Raw genomic sequence first — 22,290 nt, 5'->3', positions numbered from 1 at the left:
CACATGCCGATCCCGCCCCATCACGCCGCGTCCGGACACGCCCTGCGTGCCGTGGCCGCGTTGCGCACGGGATGGCACGCGGTGCGTACCCGCGGCCCGGCATGTCTGGTCGTCCTGCTGCTGTACGCGCTGGGTGTGGCGGCGGCGAACGCGGTGCAATTGCCACGACAGGCGTCGCCAGCGCCACCGGCGATCTCGCTGGAGTACGCGGTCAAGGCGACGTATCTCTACAAGCTGGCGCCCTTCGTCAACTGGCCGCCCGGGGAGTTCGCCAGCCCCGATGTGCCTTTCAGGATTTGCGTGGTCGGCGACGATCCGTTCCGCGGCTTTCTGGCTGACGCGGTGGTCGGGCGTCGCTTCGGCACGCATGCCTTTGAAGTGCTCCGGCTGGATGCGCTGACGGCCGACGCGGATTGCCAGATCGCCTTCATCGGCCAGCTGCCGGTGCAGACCACGCGGCAGGCGCTGGCTGCGGTGAACGGCAAGCCGGTGCTGACCGTGGTCGACTCCGCCACGCCGGATGAGCGGGGCATCGTGCAGTTCGTGATACGCCAGGGCCGGGTCGGCTTCGAGATCAATATCGCCGCCGCCGCACGCAACCATCTCACGATCAGTTCGAAGCTGTTGAGCCTGGCCCTGAAGGTCAATTCGCGATGAAGGCACGCGCGGACCAACGGCCCTACAAGTTCCGGCCCGTGATGCTGCTGGTCGCGGCCGGCATGCTGCTGATCGCCGGCGCGCTTGCCGCTGCCTACCAATACCATTCGGCGCGGGTCGAGCGGCGACACCAGCTGATCACCCAGGCCAACATCCTGGCCGCCAGCGTGACCGCGGCGATCGCGTTCGATGACCGCGCGGCCGCGCAGGAATACGTGAACGCCCTGATGCTCGACCCCCGGCTGGATGCGGCGGCGGTGTACAACGAGGCGCACCGCCAGGTGGCCGGCTTCCAGCGGGCGGGCAGCGAGCCGATCGCCGACAGCCTGGCCGCTGACGGCCGCGCGCCGCAGCAGCGGCAAGTGGTGGAAGTGCCGGCGCGCCAGGGCGCCACCACCGTCGGCCGGGTATATCTGCGCGTCGCAGACACGCCGCTGATGGTGCAACTGGCGCGCTACAGCGGCGTGGCGCTCTTGACCATCATGGCGGTGCTGATGCTTTCCGCGCTGGCGGTGGCGCAGGGCGTGCTGACCCGCGCCCACGATGCCCTGCACCGGCGCGCCACCGAACTGGCCGACGCCAACGAGCGACTCAACATCGAGATGGCGCAGCGCGCGCGTACCGAGGAGGCGCTGCGGCAGAGCCAGAAGATGGAAGCCATCGGCCAGCTTTCCGGCGGCATCGCGCACGACTTCAACAATCTGCTGATGATCATCAAGAGCAGCCTCACCCTGCTGCAACAGAAACTGCTGCAGGGCGACCCGTCGGCGGATGGCACGCCCGCCTCGCCGCCGCGGAAGCGCGAGTCAGACGATGGCCGCGAAGCGCGGGAACAGCGGATCAGGCACTACCTCGACGTGGCGCAGGACGGCATCGATCGGGCGGCCAGCCTGACCCAGCGCCTGCTCAGCTTCGCGCGGCAACAGCCGCTGTCGCCCCGGTCGCTGCGGCTGGATGTGCTGGTTCGCGACATCCACCCGCTGCTGGAGCATTCGGTGGGCAGCGGCGTGGAAATCGATTACCGGCTCGACTCGCATCGCCCCGTGCTGTGCGATGCCAACCAGATGGAAAACACGATACTGAACCTGGTCGTCAACGCGCGCGATGCGATGCCCGACGGCGGGCGCATCGTCATCGGCGTGGACGACCTGCGCATCGATGCCGATCACCCCATGGAAGGCCTGCCGGACGGCGACTACGTGCATCTGCGGGTGGTCGACAACGGCATGGGCATGAGCGAGGAAGTTCGCCGCAAGGCCTTCGAGCCATTCTTCACCACCAAGCCGGTCGGCAAGGGCACCGGCCTGGGCCTCAGCACCATCTTCGGTTTCACCGTGCAGTCCCGCGGACTGGCCAGCATCGACAGCGAGCCCGGCCGCGGCACCACCATCCACATCGTCTTGCCGCACGTCGCCGGCGAAGCGACTACCGAGGTAGCGTAATGTCTTCCCCCGATCCCTCCGCACCATGCATCCTGCTTGTCGAAGACGAGACCTTCCTGCGCGAACTGGTCATGGAAAACCTGCAGGACGCAGGTTACGGCGTCGTCGAAGCCAGTGACGGCAGCAGCGGGGTCGAAGCGCTGAAATCCGACCAGCGCATCGACGTGCTGCTGAGCGACATCAAGCTGCCCGACATCGACGGCTATACGGTCGCCCGGATCGGCAAGACGCTGCGTCCGGAACTGAAGGTGATCCTGATGACCGGTTACGCGCCATCGCCGCTGCCGCCAGCGCTGCAGGCGCTGGTCTATCGCGTGCTGCAGAAGCCGTTCTCGCTGAACACCTTGCCTGAGACGGTGGCTGCCGCGCTGGAGGCGTGAGCCTTCGAAGCGCTCGCCAGCCGCAATCTCCGATGACGGTCAGCGCGTGGCGGGTTGCAGGGTCAGCGTGTGCACGGTTGAACCCGGCAGCAGTGGGGTCGGTCGTCCCGCGACCCAGTCTTCGTGGCCCGCGCCGAAGTACGGCGACAGCGGGTGGTCGCTCTGGCCGCCGGGCATGTTGAGGATGGCATCGGCTTCGTGGCCGGGCGCGACGTCCAGGTGCTCGGATGCGCCGAAGCCGGGCGCGGCGACGTGGGGCATGTTGTTGTCGCCGGGGATCGGCTGGTCGGGCATGTCGATGTAGTGGCCCAGCCAGCGCGGCAACGCGGCGGAGAGTGGGTGGCGGATGTCGGCGCGGTTGCGCTCGCCCCAGCTGCGGGCGGCGAGGCCGCCCGGTTGCCGGCCGAGTCCGGTCGTCACCTGTTTCGCGGCGTCGACGAGCAGGGCGTGCCAATCGGGATATCGCGGGTCGAGCAGTTGCGGCGGCCGCGCGTGGATCAGCGTCCACACGGCGGCTTCGGCACTGTTTTCGCCGGGCCAGCTGAAGTCTGCGTAACGCTGTTTGACGCGGGCGGCGAACGGCGCCAGCACGGCCTCGCTGACCTGGTTGCGGAACGCGCGCACCAGCCGGTAGTCGACGCTGTCCACCGCGGCGCGGCCGCGCCAGGTGGCGGTGAGCTGGCGCAGTTGCTGCAGCGCCGGGTCGGTGCTGCCGGCCAGGGTGTCCTGCAGCAGGCGCTGCCAGCGCGTGAGGAACACCGCGCGGTTGTCCAGCTGGATGTCGAGCAGGTTGCCCGGGGTGAAACTGGGGCGGGCGCGCAGGTCGTCGCGGATCTGCTGGGCGCGGGCGCCGAGGTCGTGGCCGCCGTTGCCGAGCAGGGCCAGCGCGTCGCCGTCGACGGTGCGGTTGTTGGCCGTCCACAATCGCCCATCGGCGGGATTCTCGATGCGCGGGTAACGCTCGGGTGCGGCCCAGCCCTGCCAGCCGCTGCCGGGTTTCGACCAGTCCGACGGCAGCAGCGGGTCGATCCCCGCGCGCAGCGGGATGCTGTTGCCGGCGAGGGTCCAGCCGATGTTGCCGTGGCTGTCGGCGACCAGCAGGTTCTGCGGCGGCATGCCGAGATGCGGCGCGAGGTCCAGCGCCGCAGCTACGTCGGGCGTGTGCTCCAGCTGCATCAGGTCGAGGTTGTAGCCGTGCGGCCGGCCGGCGATCCACGCCAGCGCCAGCGGCGTGCCGTCGGCGTCCTGGCCCATGATCGGGCCCCAGCGGGTGTCCTCGACCTTGAGGATGGTGTCGGGCCGACCCTTGACCCGGATGTGCTCGTCGTGGGTCTCGATGTTCGCCCAGCCGTCCGGCACCTTGTAGCGCGTCGGGTCGGCCGGATCGCGCAGCACGCGCACCCAGTCCTGCCAGTCGCCGTAGCTGTTGGTGAAGCCCCAGGCGATCTGGCCGTTGGAGCCGACGATGACCGCCGGCGTGCCGGGCAGGCTGACGCCGTTGACGTCGCGCTGGCCGTTCGGCGCGCCGGAATCGGGATAGCGCAGGCGGGTGCGGAACCAGATGTTCGGCACGCGCAGGCCCAGGTGCATGTCGTTGGCCAGCATCGCCGCACCGTTGCCGGTGAGCGTGCCGGCCACGGCGAAGTTGTTGCTGCCGGGGCGCGGTGCATCCAGCGCCGGTGCCAGCGCGGCGGCCAGCGCCGTCGACGCTGCAGTCGGCGCGAGCTGGCGCAGGTCGAACACGCTGGCGGCGGGCAGCACCGGCGTGCGTGACAGCCGGCCGCTCAGCGGCGCTTCCCAGTCGGGGTCGGGCGCGAGCAGGAAATCCACCAGCGAAGCGGGCAGCACCGCGCGCATCTGCGCCATGCGCAGCTCGCGTTCGTTGCGGCCGTCGCTGTTGAGATCCAGGTACATCGCGGCGATCACCAGCGCGCTGTCTTCGGAGCGCCACGGTTGCGGCTGGCTGCCCAGCAAAAGGTATTCCCACGGCCGCACGCGCAAGTCGGCAAGCCCGGCATTGACGCCGTCGCGGTAGCGGTCGAGTTCGTGTTTCTCTGCAGGAGCCATCTGCGCATAGGCGGCCACGGCCACGGCGCGCAACCGATGGCGGCGATGGTTGAGGTCGACCTTCAGTGCGGCCGGCCCGACCAGCGCGGACAGTTCGCCGGCGCTCACGCGGCGCATCAGGTCCATCGCGAAGAAGCGCTCCTGTGCATGCACGTAGCCCAGTGCATAGCTGATGTCGGTGCGATTCTTCCCCTCGATGGTGACCGTGCCCAGCGCATCGCGACGGATGCTGACCGGAGCGGACAGGCCGGTGGTCTGGCGCGTGCCGTCGAGCCGGGCGCGGCTGCCGGCGAACAGGTACCAGCCGACGAGGAAGGCGGCCAGCAGCAGCGCCAGCAGGCTCGGCAGCGCGATGCGCAGGATGCGGCGACGACGCGTCGTCATGGCTTGGCGAACACCGCGAAGATGCCCGCGTACGGCTTGACCATGAACGCCGGCGCGCCGGCGTAGCCTTCGCCGTCCACGTACAGCTGCGAGATGCTGCCATCGAGGTACAGCGCGTCGCGGCAGCCCAGCTTGTCGCGGAACAGCCGTCCAAACGTATGGAAGTTCACCGGCGCCTCGCTCACGGCAAAGACCACTTCGGTCGGGGTTTTCACGCAGACGCCGCTGCGCCATTTCAGGCTGGACGAATCGTCGACGAACTGCTCGTTGAGCTTGCCGTCGATCAGCAGCATCGGGCCGGACTGGGTGGCCCACTTCGCGCTCTTGCCGTCGGCCTTGAACGCGGCGCTGGTACGCACTGCGGCGTGGCCGTCCGGATACACCGCGAACACGCCGTTCGGCAGCAGCGAGAAATTGCCCGAGGCCGGGTTGCCGTGGGCCAGGTTCAGCGGCACCACGGTCTTGCCGTTTTCCACGTACAGGCCGAGCGGCGCGAACTTGTGGTCGTAGATGCCGGCGTTGGCGGCGAACAGCAGGTGCCGGCCGTGCTGCTCGCCCCACTGGCGCAGCGTCTCGATGCTGCTGAAGGGCTGGCCGCTCTGCGGGTCGCGCCAGTGCAGGGACAGGTTCTCGCGCCTGAGGTCGACGTGCACGATCCGGTAGTTCTGTCCTTCGAAGGCGATCTCGCCGCTGGCCAGTGCCTGCGCCGTGGGCGCGCAACCGGGCGCGCCGAGCAGCAGCAATACGGGCAACAGCGCGCGCTGCCATCGGGAATGGCGGGGGCGGGGGTGGAGCGGGGGAGAAGAAGCCATGCGTCGATGGTCGCCGCCCTGCGTTGCGCGTGCAAGTCCGCCGCCGCCTGCGCCGGAGCCCGGCTGCCGTTAAACTTGCGCTTTTCCCCGGTGCCCGCCCATGCCCTATACGCCGATAGTGGCAACCCTCGGTTACGTGTTGTCGCCCGATCGCAGCGAAGTGCTGATGATCCATCGCAACGCCCGCCCGGACGACCAGCACCTGGGCAAGTACAACGGCCTGGGCGGCAAGATGGAACCGGGCGAGGACATCGCCGCCTGCATGCAGCGCGAGATCCTGGAGGAGGCCGGCATCACCTGCGAGTCGATGCAGTTGCGCGGCACGCTGAACTGGCCCGGCTTCGGCAAGCAGGGCGAGGACTGGCTCGGCTTCATCTTCGTGATCGACCGCTACGCGGGCACGCCGTTCATGGTCAATCCCGAAGGCACCCTGGAATGGGTCGCGCTGGAGCGCCTGCTGACCCTGCCGATGTGGGAAGGCGACCGCCACTTCCTGCCGCTGGTGTTCGACGCCGACCCGCGGCCGTTCCACGGCGTGATGCCGTACAGGGACGGCCGCATGCAGTCGTGGTCGTACACCCGGCTGTGAGCGCGGCGGAACCGGTCATCCGCATCGTCGCTGCGGTCATCCGCGACACGGCGGGACGCAGCCTGCTGGTGCGCAAGCATGGCGCCGCGGTGTTCCAGCAACCCGGAGGCAAGCGCGATCCGGGCGACATCGACGAGCTGGCTACCTTGGCCCGCGAACTGCGCGAGGAGCTGGGTTGTGAACTGCTGCCGGACTCGGCCCGCCTGCTGTGCCATTGCCGCGCGCCGGCGGCAAACGAGCCCGGCCACGTGGTCGAGGCGGCCGTCTATGCGGTGGAAGTGCGCGGCACGATCACGGCCTTGGCCGAGATCGCCGAACTGCGCTGGATCGATCCGGCCCGGCCCGACGTGCCGGTGGCCCAGCTCAGCCGCGAGCACATCCTGCCGCTGTTGTGAGCCTGCTTCTTGTATGGGTAGGGCCGGGTGCGCAGCCTTGCTCCCTCCCCTGCGAGCAGGGGAGGGCCGGGGTGGGGTCGCTCTTCGCCGCAAAGTCAAAAGCCACCCCCTCCTGACCTCCCCCTGCTGCGCAGGGGGAGGGATCGAGCGTGCGGTTTTGCTCCTGCCCTGTCATGCAGAAGACGAGCGTGAATGCGCGTCCTTGCTCCCTCCCCTGCGTGCAGGGGAGGGTTGGGGTGGGGTCGCTCTTCAGGGCTTGAACGCCGCAAACGTCCCGTACGGCTTCAGCTGCGCATCGATCGCCTTGGGATCGCCGACGATCACGATGCTCTGGTCCTTCGCGGCGAAATACTTGCGGCCCATCGCCTGCACCTGCGCGGCGGTGACCTTGTTCGCCTCGGCCACGTAGCTGCCGAGGAAACTCGGCGGCAGGCCGTCCACCCAGTAGTTCGCCAGCGTGCCGGTCAGCGAGCCCTGGATCTGGTTGCGCAGCAGGTAGATGCCGCCGACCAGGCGCTTGGCGCCGTTGAGTTCTTCCGCGCTGGCCGGCTGGCTGGCCATGCTGTCGAACAGTTTGGACAGTTCGGCCAGGGTGGCGCCGGTGACCTCGTTGCGCACGTCGACGGTGGCCACCGTGCTGCCGCCCACGCGGCTGGCGCTGAAGCGCGACCACGGACTGTACGAGTAGCCCTTGTCCTCGCGGATGTCCTGGGTGATGCGGCTGGTGAAGCCGCCGCCCAGGATGGTGTTGGCCACGGTCAGCGGGATGTAGTCCGGGTCGCTGGCGGGGACGGCTGGACGGCCATAACGGATGTTGCTCTGCACGGCGCCGTCGCGCGCCACCAGCAGCCGCTGCGGCGCTGCTTCACGCGGTGCCGGCGCAGTGTCGGGCAGGGCCTTGCCGTCGGCCTTCCAGCTGCCGAACTGCTGTTCGGCCAGCTTGAACGCCGCGTCCGCGTCGATGCGCCCGACGATCACCAGCAGGGCACGATCGGGCCGGAAGCGGGCGTCGTGCAGCGCGCGCAGCGAGTCGCTGGAGGTGGCCTGCACGGTGGCTTCCACCAGCGAATCGCGCGCATACGGATGCTCGCCATAGACCGCATGATTGAACGCACGGCCTGCCTGCCAGTCCGGGTCGGCTTCCTGCACCTTCAGGCCCTGCAGCGCATTGGCTTTCGCCAGGGCGACTTCGCTGGCCGGGAAGCTGGGATGCAGCGCGGTGTCCGCCACCAGCGCCAGCAACTGCGAAGCGTGCGAGGCCAGCGCGCTGGCGCGGATGCCGATCGCATCGTCGTCGGCGCCGGCGCCGTAGTCGCCGCCGATCGCCTGCAGCGCCTCGGCGATGTCGCGCGAGCTGCGGCTGGCGGTGCCTTCGTCGAGCAGGCGCGCCATCATCTGCGACATCGCCGGCGTGGCGGGGGCGTCGGCCGCGGTGCCGCCGAGCACGGACAGCGCCACGTTGACCTTGGGCAGGCCCTCGCGCGGCACCACCCACACGGTGAGTCCGTTCGGCAGGGTGCGCTGGGCGATCTGCGGCACCGGCAGCGGCTTGTCCGGACCGTAGGCGGGCAGGTCCTTCGGCAGCGCGGTGGTGGAGGCCTGCGCCATGCCGGCCAGTGCCAGGCCAAGCGCGATGGCGAGCGTCCTGAATGTCATGTTCGTCTTCATGGCGGTCCTCACTTGGCGGTCTTGGTGGCGGGAGCGGCAGCAGCGGCCGGGCGGCGCACGATCACGCTGCGGTTGGCGTCGGTGAGATAGGCGCGGGCCACGCGCTTGATGTCATCCGAACTCACCGCCTCGATCCAGCCCGGCATGCGGTTGGCCACGTTGGCGTCGCCCCACAGCGTCTGCAGCTTGGCCAGCGTGTCGGCACGGCCGAGGAAGGACTCCAGCCCGCCGTACCAGTCCGACAGCATCTTGGTCTTCAGCCGCGCCAGGGTAGCGTCGTCGACGCCGTCTTTGGCGACCTTGCCGATCTCCTCGTCGATCGCGGCCAGCACCTGCTCCGGCGTGGCGTTGGGCTTGTACAGCGCGAACAGTCCCAGCAGGGTCGGACCGGCGTAGTCGCTGCCGTCGCCGAGCGGGAAGTTCACGCCGCCGTTGATGTTGAGCAGCAGCTCGCGGCCCTTGACCAGGCCCTGGTAGAAGCGCGAGGCATCGTCGCCCACCAGCAGTTGCGACAGCACCATCATCGGCACCTGGTCCTTGCTGCCGCGGGCCGGCATCTTCCAGCCGATCGCCAGCGCCGGCACCTTGGCCAGCGCGTCGGTCTGCTCCTCGTGGCGCGGCTTGGTGTTCAGCGGCTCGGTGACGTCGGGACGCTGCGGCAACGCGCGGGCGGGCAGCTGGCCGAAGTATTTCTGCGCCAGCGCGAAGGCCTGCGCCGGGGTGACGTCGCCGGCGATGCCGAGCACCGCATTGGCCGGCTGGTAGAAGGTGTCGTGGAAGGTCTTCACGTCGGCGATGCTGGCGTGGTCCAGGTCCTTGAACGAGCCGTAGCCGTCGTGGTTGTTGGCCCACTTGTCGAACGCGAGGCGGTTGAGGTCGGTCCAGTAGAACAGGCCGTAGGGCTGGTTCTTCACGTTGACGCGGATCTCCTCCTTCACCACGTTCTGCTGGTTGGCCAGGTTCTTCGCGCTGAAGTCCAGCGACTTCATGCGGTCGGCCTCCATCCACAGGATCGGCGCCAGCGCGGACGAGGGTGCCGACGCGATGTAGTTGGTGTAATCGGCGCGGGTGGAGCCGTTGAACACGCCGCCGCCACCCTGGATCACCCGCTCGAAGGTGCCCTTGGGCGCGTCCGGCGTGCCCTCGAACATCAGGTGCTCGAACAGGTGGGCGAAGCCGGTGCGATTCTGCGGCTCCAGCCGCATGCCGACGTGGTAGACCATGCTGATGCCGACGGTGGGCGAGCTGTGGTCTTCGGAGACCACCACGGTGAGGCCGTTGTCGAGTTTCTTCACCGCGACCGGGAGCTTCCAGGTGTCGGTGTCGGCGGCGTGGGCGGCGAAGGCCAGGCAGAGCCCGGCGACCAGGACGGATAGTCGTGAAGCACGCATCTACTTCTCCTTGTCAGCGCGAACGGAAGCCCGATCCTCTGCCTCGCGAACCACGGCTGACAAGTGACGAATGGCAGGTATGGCCCTGCCGTGCAGCTGCTCAGGCCACGTCGGCCGTCCATTCGCGGCTGCCGAACTTGGACTGCGCCAGGGTTTCGGCCTGGGTCAGTTCATCCATCCGCAGCATGCCGTCGCCGAGGCCGTGCAGTCGGCGGAAGGTGGCGATCATGTGCTCGATCACCGCCTCGCGGGGCAGGCCGGTCTGGCTGCGCAGCGGATCGACCCGCTTGGCCGCGCTGGTGGTGCCCTTGTCGGACAGTTTCTCGCGGCCGATGCGCAACACGTCCAGCATCTTCGTCGCGTCGATGTCATAGGCCATGGTGACGTGGTGCAGCACCGCGCCGCCGCGATGCACCTGGGCGGCGCCGGCGATCTTGCCGCCTTCGGAGGTGATGTCGTTGAGCGGCTGGTACCAGGCCTTGATGCCCAGCTCGGCCAGCGCTTCGAGCACCCATTCGTCGAGGAAGGCGTAGGCCTCCTGGAACGACAGGTCCTTGACCAGCGATTTCGGCGCGTAGATCGAATAGGTGATGGTGTTGCCGGGCTCGATGAACATCGCGCCGCCGCCGGAAACCCGGCGCACCACCTCGATGCCGTGACGCTGCGCCGCCTCGGCGTCGACCTCGTTGCGCAGCGACTGGAAACGACCGATCACCACCGCGGGCGAAGCCCATTCCCAGATGCGCAGGGTGGGCGCGCGGCGGCCCGCACCGACCTCGTGGGTCAGTACGTCGTCCAGCGCCATGTGCAGGGTGGGCGATTGCGGCGTGGTGTGGATCAGCTGCCAGTCGTGGTCGCGCCAGTCGGTGCGGATCATGCTGCAGATTCCTTGTGCAGGGCGCGGCGCACGGCGACCGCGATCGCCTCGGGCGAAATGCCGTACATCATCACGTCGCTGTCGAGCGGGCCGGCGATGGCGCGGGCCAGTTCCGCTTCCGTGGCCGCCGCGGGCTGGCCTTCCAGCGCGCGATTGATGAGGTCGAGCGCGCCGTCCGGCTCCAGGAAGAAGTCGCCGCTCAGCTGCACCTTGGCCAGGTGATCGCCATGCAACTCCAGGTCGATCACCACCAGCTTGCCGCCGGGCATCTTGTATTCGCCGTGCATGGGCGCGTTCCGCGTGTCGTCTGGACAGACGCGCAGTTTGCCTCGTTGGCGGCACCGATGCCAAAGACGGCGGCCTCAGGCCGCCGTCTTTGTGAGTTTCAGCGCATTTCCAGCTTCAGCGCCCGGGCGATCGACTCCCAGGGAACGTATTTGTAGTTCTGGTTCTGCGTGGGCAGCACGTTGCGGCCGTCCTGGGCGATCATCGCGCCGTGCTCGAAGCCGGGGCCGAGGTTGCGGCTGGTGACCTCCAGCCCGTCGGTCTCGGAGATGCCGTCGATGCCGCGGGCACCATCGGCCACCACGGCGAACGAACCCAGGTAGGCATGATCGCCCTCGCGGCGGTACACCGCGTAGGTGTTGTTGCCCTGGCTGGAAACCACGATGTAGCCGCGGCCGCCGCCCAGGTCGTAGATGCCGACGCCTTCGAGGTCGTCCCTGATCGCCTTGTTGCCGGCGACGCGGTCGATCGCCGTCATCGCGTTGCCGCCATCCGGTTCGGCGTCCATCTTCCACAAGGCCACGTCTTCCTCGCCGACGTAGAGCACGCCGCTGGCATCGTCGGCGACGCAGCCCTCGGCCTGGCTGGCCATGCGGAACTCGCGCACCTGCTTGATGCGCACGCGGCCCTTGCCGGCGTCGAGCAATTCCCACTGGCGCATCAGGCCGTCGCCGGTGTTGATGAACACGTAGGTCTTCGCGCTCTTCGGGCTGCGATACATGCACAGGCCGTAGGGATCGGCCATGCCGGTGGCCTGCACGCCGTCGGCGACGTCCACCAGTTCGCGCCGGTCGGGATCGAGCCGGTAGATCGCCACCGACTTGTGCGTGCGGTCGCTGGCGGTGACCAGGGTCACCTGGTCCCCGCCCAGCGGAAAGCCGTCGCGCAGGTCGGTGTTGTTCATCTTGCCGTCGGGACGGAACTGCACCACCTTGCCCTGCATGTCGTAGACGAACATGCCGGCTTTCTTGTCGGTGGCCACGATCAGGCTTTTTGCCGGATCGGTGGGATGCGCCCAGATCGCCGGGTCGTCGGCCGCGTCGCCGAAGCTCGCCACCGGCACGGTTTCCACCAGGGCGGTGACGGTTGCCAATGACGGCTTCGCCGCTGCGCGCGGGTCCTGCGGCGTGCCCGGCTGCAGCTTGAGCGCGCGGGCGACGTCGGCCATCGACACGCCCTTGTGGTTGGCGCCGCCGTCCTCGTCGCTGATCAGCAGCACGCCGTGGGGAAGCTTCGCGCCCAGCGCCACGCTGGTGGCGAACAGCGGGCCGGGACCGTCCAGCGGCTTGCCCTGTGCCGTGACGGCGAAGCTACCCAGGTAGGCATCGTGATCGGCGCGGTCGTAGAGATTGATGCGCCCTTCGGAGGTGTCCGCGGCGAGCAGCCACCGGCTGCCCTTGCCGCCGTCGTACAAGGCCACGCCCTCGACCTTCTTGCCGAGGTGGCCCAGTCGCGGCGCATCGACCAGGGTGGCGGACAGGTCGGCCTCGGGATTGCCGTCGAGGTGCCAGATGCCGACGGCCTGCTCGGCGGCATACAGGTTGCCGTCGCCGTCGGCAGTGCACTGCTTCAGCTTGGAGGGAAGGCTGATCCGCCGCACCTGGCGTGCATCGAGCTTGCCGTCGGCGGTGGCGTAGATCATCTGCTGATCCACTTCGCCGCCGTCGCCCACTGCAACGGCGTAGAGCGCGTCGTCCAGCCGCTGGCGGAACAGGCACACGCCTTCGACCGCGAAGCCGAGCGGGATCGCGCGCGCGCCCGCTTCGACCGGCACGCCGCCGTCCATGGTGAACAGGCGCAGGCGGTTGCCGGTGGCGTCGACCGCGGCAAGCACCGTGCGCGGCTTGCCCGCGATCGGAAAGTCGTAGCTGACATCGACACCGGCCACTTCGCCGGCGGGCACGCTGGCCTGGCGCTGGCCATCGACGCCATACACCTCCAGCCCGCCCAGCGCCGCGGTGGCGACCACGTGTGGCACCGCCGAAGGCGATGTGCCGGTGACGATCACGCTGGCGTCGGTCTTGCCGCTCCTGGTGGCCTGGGTCTGCAGGCTTGCCTGCACCACCGGTGCGGCGGCGTCGCGTGCGGCGGACTTGCCGGTTCCGGCTGCCGGCAGCAGGGCAAGCGATGTCGCGACGCTGTAAAGAAGCAGTGTTTTCATTCCCCTTTCTCCTCGGATGACCGCTGCGCCCGCGCGGTGTCTTGGCTGTCGTGCGGCCACCATACGGCATCAAAAACTTTTTTGCACTAAACATTCTAAACGTGTTGCATTTTAGAATCTTTGTTCGTATTCTCGGATTGCCAGCACTTCGCCGCGGGGGTCGCAGGGGAGGGTGGCCAAATCTTTGGGGGTAGATGATCCATGCACACTTTTCGTCGAAATGCGTTGCAGGCGGCACTACTGTTGAGCGGTTGCGCCTTGGCTACGCCCAGCCTGGTGTTTGCGCAGGAGGCCGCCCAGCCGGCTACGGGCGTCCAGGCTGGCGGTGGCGATCAGGCCGCCGCGCAGGCGGATGAGAAGAAGAAACAGGAGGCCATCGACCTGCAGGCGATGGTGGTCACCGGCAACATCGGCTATCGCAGCCACATCGATGTGCCGGCGCCGGTGCTGGTGTACGACCAGCAGTTCTTCGCCAAGTTCGAGCCGGTCTCGGTGGGCGACCAGCTGCGTCGCGTACCGGGCGTGGCCTTCGTCGGCGACGTCGGCGAATCGGTGGCGCCGGAAATGCGCGGCCTGGGCAACGGCTATACGCAGATCCTGGTCAACGGCCGCGCCGTGCCCGGCATCGGCAATGACCGTTCGGTCGCCGTCGACCGCATCCCCGCCGAGATCATCGATCGCATCGAGATCGTCCGTTCGCCATCGGCCGACTTCGACAGCCAGGGCGTGGGCGGCACCATCAACATCATCCTCAAGGACGGCGCGACCTTGCCGCCCGGCGTCATCGTCCGCGTCGGCGAAACCTGGGACAAGAAGACCGGCCGGATCCGCCCGAATGCGGCCGTGTCCTGGTCCGGCCGCAACGACGCGAACACGGTGTTCTATTCGCTGACCGTGGATGCGCAGAAGCGCTTCAACGAGAAGCATGCGATCCAGGAAGTGGTCGACGGCGACACGGTCGGCTTCAGCGATGCGGTGGCCGCCGGCAGCAACGGTCGCGGCCTGCAGAGCTGGGACGACATCAGCAAGTCGCGGGCGACCGGGCGCGAAGAGCAGGGCGACGAGCGCGAGTCGAAGGACCTGTCCTTCAACGGCGACGTGACCTGGCGCATGTCCGATGTCTCCAGCCTGCGGCTGGACGCCTTCGCGATCAAGACCCGCCGCACCGAATACGAGAACACCCGGACCTACGAGGGCGATGGCAGTGTCGGCGGCCTCGACCTGGCCAATCCGGAACTGAAGTTCGAGAACACGCCGATCGACGAGGACAGCTACGGCCTGTCCGCGCTGTTCAACACCTCGTTCAACGACCGCACCGATTTCGAGGCCTACCTGGGCCGCAACAGCACCAAGGGCAGCGAGGTCAAGCACTACTTCAAGGACACGCCGGATACCCGGGACAAGAACAAGGGCACGGCGGCCGATGACAAGAACTGGATGGCTGATGCCTCCATCACGCGGCGCATGCCGGATCTTGCCAGCTCGATGGGTCTCGACGCGGCGACGCTGAAGGTGGGCGTGCAGGTCAAGAACAAGGACCGCACCTATACCGAATCGGAGCTCTCGGGCCTGAGCAAGTCGACCCAGAAGGGCACCGAAGGGCGGTTCGATTACAAGGAAGACCGCTTCGACACCTATGCCACGGTGGACTGGGAATTCAGCCCGACGTTCACCCTCACTACCGGCGTGCGCGGCGAAAAGACCCGGACGAAGCAGGACTACGTCACCACCAACTACGTCAACTACGTGCAGGACGCGCAGACCACCGGTCACGCCGACAGCCACGAGTTCATGCTCAACCCGTCGTCGCACCTGCAGTGGAAACTGACCGATGCCGACCAGCTGCGTTTCAGCGTGGCGCGCACCGTGCGTCGTCCCAGCGTCGAGCAGCTGGTGCCGTCGGTGACCCTGGAATCGCCGGGCGAGTGGGACGTGACGATCGGCAACCCGGACCTGAAGATGGAGCGCTCGCTGGGCTTCGACCTGGGTTACGAGCACAGCATCGGCAAGAGCGGCATCGTCGGCGTCAACCTGTTCCAGCGCAACATCTCCGACCTGATCGGCATGGTCCGCACCACGCGACCGGTCACCGATGCCGGCCAGGACCCGGACGATTTCCCCGGTGGCCTGTACACGTTCCAGAACATCGGCAGCGCCAAGGTCCGCGGCGTGGAGTTCGACATGTCGATGCCGCTGAGCGCGCTGGGCATGCCCAACACCGGCATCTTCGGCAACTACACCCGGCTGTTCTCCAAGCGGCTCAACCCGATCACCGGCCGCGACGTGACCGTCGACGACCAGCCGTCGTTCGTCTACAACGTCGGCGTGACCCAGGACATTCCCGCGTGGAAGGCCAGCTTCGGCGCCAGCTACCAGAAGCAGGGGCCGTCCTACCAGCACAATTCGCCCGGCGAAATGCAGAGCACGAGCTACGGCGGCAATCTGGAAGTGTTCCTGGAAAAGCGCCTCGGCAAGTCGTTCGTGCTGCGCCTGACCGGCAACAACCTGCTCGACTCGTGCAGCGAACAGCTGGAACAGGATTTCGCCGGTGACGACGCCACCGAGATGATGGCCAACAACCGGGCGTACAACGTCGACTTCATGGAGCTCGAGCGCGAGTGCTCGTCGCCACGCTGGTCGCTCACGCTGCGCGCCGTGTTCTGAGCCTTCGAATTCCGTCCCCACGGTGTCTGGCGGCGATCCTCTCCCCGGGATCGCCGTTTTTTTGAGCAACATGGCAAGGTCCGGTTTGCGAGGAGCAATGAACATGCAACTGAAGCACTCCAGAAATTCATCCGCGCTTGCGCTGAAGCTGCTCGCCGGCATTCCGCTGGCGGTGTTCTCGATGAGCATGGGCGGGTGCACGCGCGCATCGGACGCGCAGTCGCCCACGCCGGCGTCGGCCGCGACATCGGCCGTCGCGCAGCCAGTCGAACTGAAGCTGCAACGGGTGGTGATGCTGATGCGCCACGGCGTCAGGCCGCCGACCAAGCAGCAAGTCACGCCGGCCGGCACCAATCCGTCGCCGTGGCCGCAATGGGACGTCGACTTCGGCGAGCTGACCGGGCACGGCCGCGATGCGGTGCGCCTGCTCGGCCAGTGGGATCGCATCAACTGGGCCGCCCGCGGCCTGCTGCCGGCCACCGGCTGTCCGGCGAACGGAGACGTCGAGGTCGCCGCCAGCGCGAAGTCGCGCACCCAGGCCACCGCACGGGCACTGGTCGAAGGCATGGCTCCCGATTGCGGCATCAACGTCGCGTTCCCGGCCGACAAGCGCGACGACGTGGAATTCCATCCGCTGGATACGCGGGCGGTGGCGATCGATGCCGATGCCGCGCTGAAGGCCGTGCAGGCGCTGATGCCTGCCGGTGGCATGGCGGCGGAAGTGCAGGCGCAGGCGCCGTTGTTCGCCCTGCTCAACCAGGCGATGGGCTGCGCGCCCGCCGCAGCTTGCGACATCTCGAAGATGCCGGCCGGGCTGGAGCACAAGGACGGTGATCGCCCCGGCGTGGGCAATCCGTTCGGCGTCGCCTCCACCGCCAGCCAGACCTTCCTGCTCGAATACCTCGAAGGGAAGCCGATGAAGGACGTCGCCTGGGGGCACCTCACCCGTGAGCAGATTTCCACCCTGCTGAAATTCCACGCGCTGAAATTCCGCTACGAAGGCCGCGCGCCCTACGTGGCGGCACGCGCCGCCACGCCGCTGGCCGCGCGCATGCTGGCGGCGGTGGAACACGGCGCGAAGCTGACGGTGCTGGTGGGACACGACACCAACATTGCCGACCTGGGCGGCATGCTCGACCTGCACTGGCAGGTGCCCAGCTATCCCAGCGACGATCCGCCGCCGGGCGGCGCGATCGGTTTCGAGGTGCTGGCCGATCCGCAGGGCGCGCAGTTCGTCCGTGCGTTCTACCGCTCGCAGACGATGGACCAGGTGCGCGAACTGCAGAAGCTCGACGCCGGCAATCCGGCCTCGTACCAGTACATCCCGATTCCGGGTTGCGCGGAGCGCTGCCCGCTGGCGGACTTCGAGAAGATCGTGAAGGACAAGCTGGTGCCGGTGCTGCGCCGGCCCGTGCTGCCCTGATCAAGACCGCCTGGAACACGATGGCGGCGACCGTGATGGTCGCCGCCATCGCTTCACTCAGAGCCTGACCGGCGCGCCGGAGCGTACCGATTCGCTGGCCGCCTCGGCCAGCGCCAGCGCCGCCACGCCGTCGGCATAACCGACCGCGGCACGCGTGCCGTCCAGCATGTCGGCGAAGTGCTCCATCTCGCTGCGATAGGCCTCGGCGTAGCGGTCGAGGAAGAAGTTCTGCAGGCGGTCGCTGGCGACGCCGGCCTCGGTGCAGACCTGGGTGGTGCTCTCCAGCACGTTATCCGCCCGCACCATGCCGCCGGAGGCGAAGGCCTCGATGCGCTGGTCGTAGCCGAAACCGCTGCGGCGGCTGTTGGAGATCACGCAGAGCCTGCCCGAGGCGGTTTTCAGCAGCGTGCGCGCGGTGTCCACGTCGCCCAGTTCGCCGATCACCGGGTCGACCAGGCAACTGCCGGCGGCATAGACCTGGACCGGTTCCTCGCCGAGCAGCCAGCGGGCCATGTCGAAGTCGTGGATCGCCATGTCCTTGAACAGGCCGCCGGACACGGCGACGTAGGACGGCGGCGGCGGCGCGGGATCGTTCGAGGTGATCTGCAGGCTTTCGATCGTGCCGATCCGGCCGCTGTCCAGGCGCGCCTTCAATGCCCGGAAGTTCGGATCGAAACGCCGGTTGAAGGCCAGCAGCAGGTTGGCGCCGGACAGCTTCGCCGCCGCGCCGCGGGCGCGGGCCAGATCCTGGTCGATGGGTTTCTCGCAGAAGATCGCCTTGCCGGCGGCGGCAGCGCGCACGCAGTAGTCCAGGTGGGTGTCGGTGGAGCTGGCGATGATCACGCCGCGGACCGATGCATCGGCCAGCGCGGCGTCGAGGCTGGTGACCGGGGCATTCCACTCCGCGGCAAGCGCCTGTGCCGACGCGTCGATCGCGTCGATCACGCCGGCCAGTTCGATGCGTGGATGCAGGGCGGCGTTGCGGGCATGGATGCGACCGATGCGGCCGGCTCCGACTATGACGACTTTGTGCATGATCGTGTCTCGCTCAGAGGGTGAAGACTTGTTCGTGCTGCGCGGACCATGCGCAGGCCTCGGCCAGGATCAGCGCGGCCACGCCGTCGGCATAATCGGTGCGCGAAACGGCACGGCCGTGCACCACGTCGGCGAAGTGGTCGATCTGGGCGCGATAGGCCTCGCGGTAGCGCTCGGCGAAGGCGGGCATGATCGGCGCGCCGCAGCTGCCGGCCTCGGTCAGCGTGTGCACGGTGTCCTGCGCCACGTTGTCGGCGCGGATCATGCCGGTCGAGCCGAACGCCTCGATGCGCTGGTCGTAACCGTAACCGCTGCGGCGCGTGTTGGAGATCACGCACAGCCGGCCGCTGGCGGTCTTCAGCACGCAGCGGGCGGTGTCGACGTCGCCCTGGCGGCCGATCTCCGGGTCGACCAGGCAACTGGCGCTGGCGAACACTTCGACCGGCTCCTCGCCCATCAGCCAGCGCGCCATGTCCAGGTCGTGGATGGTGAAGTCCTTGAACAGGCCGCCGCTGGTGGGAATGAAGCCCGCCGGCGGCGAGGCCGGGTCGTGGTTGACCAGGTGCAGGGTTTCCAGCCGGCCGATCGCGCCCGCGTCCAGCTGCTGCTTCAGTCGCGCAAACTGCGGATCGAAGCGCCGGTTGAAGCCGAGCAGGAAGCGGGCGCCGGCGAAGCGCGACTGCGCCGCCCGCACCTTTTCCAGATCCAGATCGATCGGCTTCTCGCAGAACACCGCCTTGCCCGCCTCGACCGCCGCCAGCGCGTGGCCCAGGTGCTGGTCGGTCGAGCTGCAGATCAGCACGCCGCCGATCGAGGGATCGGCCAGCGCCTGTTCCAGGCTGACCATGCTGGCGCCGTGCAGGGCGGCGAAGCCCGCGGCCTCGACGCGGGGATCCACCACGTACTTCAGGTGCAGGCCCGGGTGACGGGCGGCATTGGGCCCGTGCACCTGGCCCATGCGGCCCGCGCCGATCAAGACAACGTCGATTCTGTCCAAGAGTAGACTCCCCCGAGCTGAGTTGCCGAAAAAAATAGAACTGATATTCTGTTTTTGAGTGTAATAGAATTTCTGGAAAGTTGCGCCATATTTCAACAAAGGCCGGTGTTGCGCGTGCAGCCCGGCGAAACACGAAGGAAAGCCCCATGGTCGAAATGGACGTGCCGCCCGCCAGCGCCGAAGAACTGCGCTCCGCCATCCTCGATCGCTACGAATCGCTCAGCAAACGCCTGCAGCAGATCGCCCGCTACGTGCTCGACGAACCCAACGCGGTGGCGCTGGAAACGCTGGCCGTGCTGGCCGAGCGCTGCAGCGTGCAGCCGTCGGCGATCGTGCGTTTCGCCAAGTCGTTCGGCTTCGAGGGCGCCAGCCAGATGCAGCGGCTGTTCCGTGACGGCCTGCTGTCGGGCAACGCCGCGCTGGGTTACGGCGAGCGCGTGCGGCAGTTCAGCCAGAACGTCGACGGCAAGTCGGTGGGCGACCCGGTGCAGGTGCTGGCCGAATTCGTCGAGGGCAACGTGCTGGCCCTGCACAACCTCGCCGACGCGGTGGGCCGCAAGAACCTGGCGGCCGCGGTGAAACTGATCGAGGAGGCCGACACCGTCTACGTGGCCGGCTTCCGCCGTTCCTTCCCGGTCGCCGCCTACCTGGCCTATTCGCTGCACCAGGTGGACAAGAAGACCGTCTTCATCGACAGCATCGGCGGCATGACCCGCCAGCAGATCCACGCGATCACCCGCCGCGACCTGCTGATCGCGGTGAGCTACCACCCGTATGCGGAAGAGGCGGTGCAGATGATCGATGCCGCCGCGGAGAACCACTGCAAGGTGCTGTCGATCAGCGACAGCCTGGTCAGCCCGGTGGCCAAGCCTGCCACCGTGGTGCTGCAGGTGCGCGAGGCCGAAGTGCGCAAGTTCCGCTCGCTGTCCGCTTCCATGTGCCTGGCCCAGGCGCTGGTGATCTCCTACGCCTTCGCCAGCAGCACGCCCCGGCGCAACAGTTCGCGGCTGCCGTCTTCCAGGTCTGCCAAGAAATGAAACATATGTTGCTAAAAAATAGAAAATAGAATATATATTACGTGCATCCGGAGCGGTGGGCGCCGGAGACCCGTGAGAGAAGTGCATATGGAAGGGGCAAAGCGTCAGCTTGACCTTGTAACCATCGGACGATCCTGCATCGACTTGTACGGCGAGCAGACCGGTGGTCGCCTGGAGGACATGACCTCTTTCGCGAAGTACATCGGCGGCAGTCCGACCAACGCCGCCGTGGGCGCCTCGCGACTCGGCTTGCGCAGCGCCCTGGTCACCCGCGTGGGCGCCGACCATTTCGGCCGCTTCATCCACGAGCAGCTGCGGCGCGAAGGCGTCTGCGTCGACGGCCTGGTCACCGACCGCGAGCGGCTCACCGCGCTGGTCTTCCTCGGCATCCGCGACCCGGACACGTTCCCGCTGATCTTCTATCGCGAGAACTGCGCCGACATGGCGCTGGGCGTATCGGACATCGACGTGGAGCTGGTGCAGTCCGCGCGCTCCGTGCTGATCAACGGCACGCACCTGTCGCGGCCGAACGTGTTCGACGCCTCCGTGCACGCCTGCGAACTGGCCCGCGCCGCCGGCGCCAGGGTGGTGTTCGACATCGATTACCGGCCCGTGCTGTGGGGGCTGACCGGCAGGGACATGGGCGAGAACCGCTTCGTCGCCGACGCCGAAGTCACCGCGCGGCTGCAGCAGGTGCTGCCGCTGTGCGACCTGATCGTGGGCACCGAGGAGGAGATCCACATCCTCGGCGGCAGCACCGACACCATCGCCGCGCTGCGGGCGATCCGCGCGCGCAGCGACGCGTTGCTGGTATGCAAGCGCGGCGCGCTGGGTTGCTCGGCGTTCCCCGCCGCGATCCCCGACCGCCTCGACGACGGCGTGGTCGGCCGCGGTTTCCAGGTCGAGGTATTCAACGTGCTGGGCGCCGGCGATGCATTCATGGCCGGCTTCCTGCGCGGCTGGCTGCGCGACGAGCCGTTGTCGACGTGTTGCGAATACGCCAATGCCTGCGGCGCCATCGTGGTCTCGCGCCACGGCTGCGCGCCCGCGATGCCGACCTGGGACGAACTGCAGGCGTTCCTCGGTGGCGGCGAACGACCGTTCCGGCTGCGCGACGATGCCGCGCTGGAACAGCTGCACTGGGCGACCACGCGGACCCGCGTGCACGAGGACCTCACCGTGCTGGCGGTCGATCATCGCAGCCAGTTCGAGGACATCTGCCGCGAGACCGGGGCGGACCCGGCCCGCATCCCCGCGTTCAAGGCGCTGGTATTGCAGGCGGTCGACCGGTTGGCGCGTGGCGACGACCGTTTCGGCGTGTTGCTGGATGGCCGCTACGGCATGCGCGCGCTGGAAGCCGCCGCCGATCGTCCGTACTGGATCGGCCGTCCGATCGAGCTGCCCGGTTCGCGCCCGCTGGTGTTCGAAAGCTCCGCCGACGTGGCCACCGAGCTGGCCACCTGGCCGTACAACCACGTGGTGAAGTGCCTGGTGTTCTATCACCCGGACGACCCGCGCGAGTTGTGCGAACAGCAGGAACGCCAGCTGCTGCGCCTGCAGGACGCCTGCCGCAAGACCCGCCACGAGCTGCTGCTGGAAGTGATCGCCTCGCGCCACGGACCGGTCGACCAGTACACCGCGGCGCGGGCGATCCAGTGTCTCTATGATCGGGGCATGAAACCGGACTGGTGGAAACTCGAACCGGCCGCCGACGGCGCCACCTGGGGCCATATCGAGCGCGCCATTCGACGCAACGATCCGCTTTGCCACGGCGTCCTGCTGCTGGGCCTGCAGGCGCCCAGCGAAGTGCTCGCCGATTCGTTCCGCAGCGCCGCGGCCAGTCCCATCGTCAAGGGCTTCGCGGTGGGGCGCACGATTTTCGCGGATGCCGCGGCGCGCTGGTTGTCCGGCAGCTTCGATGACGAGGCGGCGATCGCCGATCTCTGCGCGCGCTTCGCCGTGCTGGTCGAGGCCTGGCGCGAGGCCCGCGCAGCGGCCCTGGCCTGCCGCAGCGAGGCGGTGTGAG

The 22,290-nt window shown here is 68.1% G+C and carries 18 protein-coding genes; 9 read left to right on the top strand and 9 right to left on the bottom strand.

What is annotated here, in order from left to right:
• Nucleotides 1-3: 3 nt before the first annotated feature.
• The 3 genes from ASD82_RS05090 to ASD82_RS05080 are packed head-to-tail and all read left to right on the top strand — an operon-like array spanning nucleotide 4 to nucleotide 2,479.
• Nucleotides 4-657: a YfiR family protein gene (locus ASD82_RS05090; RefSeq protein WP_082585247.1), complete on the top strand. Its 654-nt coding sequence runs from the start codon at nucleotides 4-6 to the stop codon at nucleotides 655-657.
• A complete protein-coding gene (locus ASD82_RS05085; RefSeq protein ID WP_056716385.1) occupies nucleotides 654-2,099 on the top strand; it encodes an ATP-binding protein in 1,446 nt (481 codons plus the stop codon). Before ASD82_RS05090 ends, ASD82_RS05085 begins: the two co-directional genes overlap by 4 nt.
• The gene (locus tag ASD82_RS05080; RefSeq protein WP_056716382.1) at nucleotides 2,099-2,479 is read left to right on the top strand and encodes a response regulator; all 381 of its coding nucleotides are present in this window, start codon (nucleotides 2,099-2,101) and stop codon (nucleotides 2,477-2,479) included. The genes ASD82_RS05085 and ASD82_RS05080 overlap by 1 nt, the downstream gene beginning before the upstream one ends.
• 39 nt (nucleotides 2,480-2,518) lie before the next feature.
• On the opposite strand, the gene ASD82_RS05075 is transcribed toward ASD82_RS05080, so the two are convergent.
• On the bottom strand, nucleotides 2,519-4,930 hold the full coding sequence (locus ASD82_RS05075; RefSeq protein WP_056716379.1) for a penicillin acylase family protein: 2,412 nt from the start codon (nucleotides 4,928-4,930) through the stop codon (nucleotides 2,519-2,521).
• Entirely contained in the window at nucleotides 4,927-5,742 is an 816-nt protein-coding gene (locus ASD82_RS05070) for a phosphodiester glycosidase family protein (protein WP_056716377.1), read from the bottom strand. Before ASD82_RS05070 ends, ASD82_RS05075 begins: the two co-directional genes overlap by 4 nt.
• Before the next feature lie 100 nt (nucleotides 5,743-5,842).
• Between ASD82_RS05070 and ASD82_RS05065 the strand changes: the two genes are divergently transcribed.
• Together ASD82_RS05065 and ASD82_RS05060 are read left to right on the top strand one after the other, a co-directional pair.
• Complete coding sequence (locus ASD82_RS05065) at nucleotides 5,843-6,331, top strand: 8-oxo-dGTP diphosphatase (RefSeq protein WP_056716372.1); 489 nt, start codon at nucleotides 5,843-5,845, stop codon at nucleotides 6,329-6,331.
• The gene (locus ASD82_RS05060) at nucleotides 6,310-6,726 is read left to right on the top strand and encodes an NUDIX domain-containing protein (protein WP_235580639.1); all 417 of its coding nucleotides are present in this window, start codon (nucleotides 6,310-6,312) and stop codon (nucleotides 6,724-6,726) included. Before ASD82_RS05065 ends, ASD82_RS05060 begins: the two co-directional genes overlap by 22 nt.
• Before the next feature lie 249 nt (nucleotides 6,727-6,975).
• Here the strand turns inward: ASD82_RS05060 and ASD82_RS05055 are convergent, their stop codons facing one another.
• The 5 genes from ASD82_RS05055 to ASD82_RS05035 form a co-directional block, all read right to left on the bottom strand.
• Nucleotides 6,976-8,382 carry a pitrilysin family protein gene (locus tag ASD82_RS05055; RefSeq protein ID WP_056716429.1) on the bottom strand — a complete coding sequence of 469 codons (1,407 nt, stop codon included), beginning with the start codon at nucleotides 8,380-8,382 and terminating at the stop codon, nucleotides 6,976-6,978.
• A gap of 20 nt (nucleotides 8,383-8,402) precedes the next feature.
• Nucleotides 8,403-9,785 (bottom strand): pitrilysin family protein, encoded by a 1,383-nt coding sequence (locus tag ASD82_RS05050; RefSeq protein ID WP_056716364.1) that lies wholly within the window; start codon nucleotides 9,783-9,785, stop codon nucleotides 8,403-8,405.
• Between the two features lie 100 nt (nucleotides 9,786-9,885).
• On the bottom strand, nucleotides 9,886-10,662 hold the full coding sequence (locus tag ASD82_RS05045; RefSeq protein WP_056716361.1) for a biotin/lipoate A/B protein ligase family protein: 777 nt from the start codon (nucleotides 10,660-10,662) through the stop codon (nucleotides 9,886-9,888).
• Entirely contained in the window at nucleotides 10,659-10,949 is a 291-nt protein-coding gene (locus tag ASD82_RS05040; RefSeq protein WP_056716359.1) for a hypothetical protein, read from the bottom strand. The genes ASD82_RS05045 and ASD82_RS05040 overlap by 4 nt, the downstream gene beginning before the upstream one ends.
• Before the next feature lie 98 nt (nucleotides 10,950-11,047).
• Nucleotides 11,048-13,108, bottom strand: a complete 2,061-nt coding sequence (locus ASD82_RS05035) for a phytase (protein ID WP_056716356.1) — start codon at nucleotides 13,106-13,108, stop codon at nucleotides 11,048-11,050.
• A gap of 258 nt (nucleotides 13,109-13,366) precedes the next feature.
• Here ASD82_RS05035 and ASD82_RS05030 point away from each other — a divergent pair, with 258 nt between their 5' ends.
• Together ASD82_RS05030 and ASD82_RS05025 are read left to right on the top strand one after the other, a co-directional pair.
• Nucleotides 13,367-15,772, top strand: coding sequence for a TonB-dependent receptor (locus ASD82_RS05030; protein WP_162253809.1), 2,406 nt, complete (start codon nucleotides 13,367-13,369; stop codon nucleotides 15,770-15,772).
• Between the two features lie 103 nt (nucleotides 15,773-15,875).
• Complete coding sequence (locus ASD82_RS05025) at nucleotides 15,876-17,195, top strand: histidine-type phosphatase (protein ID WP_200950222.1); 1,320 nt, start codon at nucleotides 15,876-15,878, stop codon at nucleotides 17,193-17,195.
• A gap of 57 nt (nucleotides 17,196-17,252) precedes the next feature.
• Here the strand turns inward: ASD82_RS05025 and iolG (ASD82_RS05020) are convergent, their stop codons facing one another.
• Nucleotides 17,253-18,230 carry an inositol 2-dehydrogenase gene (gene iolG, locus ASD82_RS05020; protein WP_056716351.1) on the bottom strand — a complete coding sequence of 326 codons (978 nt, stop codon included), beginning with the start codon at nucleotides 18,228-18,230 and terminating at the stop codon, nucleotides 17,253-17,255.
• 13 nt (nucleotides 18,231-18,243) lie between these two features.
• Nucleotides 18,244-19,227, bottom strand: a complete 984-nt coding sequence (gene iolG, locus ASD82_RS05015; RefSeq protein WP_200950220.1) for an inositol 2-dehydrogenase — start codon at nucleotides 19,225-19,227, stop codon at nucleotides 18,244-18,246.
• Between the two features lie 146 nt (nucleotides 19,228-19,373).
• Between iolG (ASD82_RS05015) and ASD82_RS05010 the strand changes: the two genes are divergently transcribed.
• Nucleotides 19,374-20,264 carry a MurR/RpiR family transcriptional regulator gene (locus tag ASD82_RS05010; RefSeq protein ID WP_056716346.1) on the top strand — a complete coding sequence of 297 codons (891 nt, stop codon included), beginning with the start codon at nucleotides 19,374-19,376 and terminating at the stop codon, nucleotides 20,262-20,264.
• 87 nt (nucleotides 20,265-20,351) lie between these two features.
• Complete coding sequence (gene iolC, locus ASD82_RS05005) at nucleotides 20,352-22,289, top strand: 5-dehydro-2-deoxygluconokinase (protein WP_056716421.1); 1,938 nt, start codon at nucleotides 20,352-20,354, stop codon at nucleotides 22,287-22,289.
• The last annotated feature ends 1 nt before the right edge of the window (nucleotide 22,290 follow it).

It is taken from the genome of Rhodanobacter sp. Root179 (genome assembly GCF_001428465.1).
Classification (GTDB): Bacteria; Pseudomonadota; Gammaproteobacteria; order Xanthomonadales; family Rhodanobacteraceae; genus Rhodanobacter.
This window is presented reverse-complemented; position numbering and strand designations above follow the sequence as displayed.